Annotated in this window: 3 protein-coding genes; all 3 read right to left on the bottom strand. The window is 36.0% G+C overall.

The annotated features are described in order from the left end of the window. A partial coding sequence (locus GQR46_RS19455) for a hypothetical protein (RefSeq protein WP_165742185.1) occupies positions 1–388 on the bottom strand: 388 nt, incomplete at its 3' end. 108 nt (positions 389–496) lie between these two features. Beyond that, positions 497–1114 carry an SEC-C domain-containing protein gene (locus GQR46_RS20835; RefSeq protein ID WP_165742184.1) on the bottom strand — a complete coding sequence of 206 codons (618 nt, stop codon included), beginning with the start codon at positions 1112–1114 and terminating at the stop codon, positions 497–499. A 112-nt stretch (positions 1115–1226) separates the two neighbouring features. Continuing rightward, positions 1227–1511, bottom strand: coding sequence for a hypothetical protein (locus GQR46_RS19445; RefSeq protein ID WP_165742182.1), 285 nt, complete (start codon positions 1509–1511; stop codon positions 1227–1229). Positions 1512–1602 lie beyond the last annotated feature (91 nt).

Genomic DNA, 1602 nt, shown 5'->3' with positions numbered 1-1602 from the left:
TTACTTTTTCAAATTCCTGATTATATAGGTAGTCAGAAATATTTGGTTTTCCTAATAAAGCTAGGATATTTCTTTTTTGGGGTTTTCCAACTCTAACGCCATCATGCAACAATTCGGCTAACTCAAGTTTCCGAACATTTTCAGATAATATTGACGAAACTCCATTGTATAAGCTTGCTAGCTCATACCCTATTTGCCACACAACTTCAGGATCGTCTTCGTCATCAAAATATACAGATGAAAGACGAAAATCATCATTCATGCAATCATTGTGGTGATCAATCCCTCCAGAAATATCAAAGTATAAATTCTCGGGTCTCTGAGAGTAGCCTCTAAAATGTTGAGAATCTCCGTCTAAATAGAATTCCCACTTTACCGGTTCGGTCAAAACTAGCTCCTAATACATAACGCCGCGTTAAGCGGACTAAAATTGTGGGTTATAATGTGTAGCGGAGCGTAACGTAACCCACTGTTTTAGTTCCGTTTAAACGCCTTGTTAAATGCATTCAACAAGTGTATGGATTTTCTTTCCATGACAAACTTTATATTTTTTACCGCTATTACATATACATGGACTTTGATGGTTGAAACCCTGCTCTATCATTGCTTGAAGCATAATTTTACTATCTTCTAAAATTGAATAGGCTTCAGCTTCTGCACCTATTAAAGTAAGCTCATGCTTAAAGGCTTTATCACCTGTATTTTGCAAACGGAAAGATGCTTCGCAAACTGCTATGAAATCATCAACAAGTCTATTACCGATAATATTAACTCTTATATTATCAACTTGTTTTCCTTCATAAACTCTATTCGAATCTTGAACAAATAGAATTTTATCCGGGGATATTGCTTTACGAGATATATCTATTAACTCACCACTTTTGGTCTTCCAAATAGCATGAAATTCAGCTTCTATTAAAAAATTTGCTTTCCATATTTGCCAACCAAAAACGATCTCACCTCCCATCCTCTTTATCTTACTCTCTACCAAGGGGAAACAATCATCTAGTTCAGCATCAATTTCAGGTATACATTTAACATACACTGGCTCACTTTCACTGTTTAGTGAAACCAATAGATTTTTAACGTCATCGCAAATTAATTCGGGTGTCACAATCTCTCCTTGGCATTTAACGCCCACAATAAGGGGCTGATTAATAGTTTGCTAAAATGTGAAGCGGAGCGAAACCGAGCAAACTGTTAGCAGTCCCGCTTTATTTGCCTTGTTATGTTGCTACTTTAATCCGCTCGTATTTTATAGCATGTTCAGGTCGGTTCATTAAGTTTGCAGCATTAATCATATGCTCCCAAAACAAAACTCCAGGACTGGTATTGTTTTCCATTACACCATCTAATTCTTCCATAGCCAAACGAAGCTCATTTACTGATAAGTACTGTAAAAAATCGTCTTTGGTGTAACCAAAATTAGACTCTTTAATATCTGAGGGCAAAAGTTTATACGCTGCTAACAACTCTTCTGATATTAGCTTCCACTTCTCAGTTGTACTCATAACTCTCCTAGCAACATAACGAGCCTGTAGATTAACTCGTTTTAAAATTTGTTTTATTGATAAACAAACCATAGCTGAGTTCCTATTTTGG

This window comes from Pseudoalteromonas sp. Z1A6, from assembly GCF_011378745.1.
Classification (GTDB): Bacteria; Pseudomonadota; Gammaproteobacteria; order Enterobacterales; family Alteromonadaceae; genus Pseudoalteromonas; species Pseudoalteromonas arctica.
The sequence above is the reverse complement of the archived record's forward strand: the minus strand, read 5'-3'. Positions and strand labels throughout refer to the sequence as shown.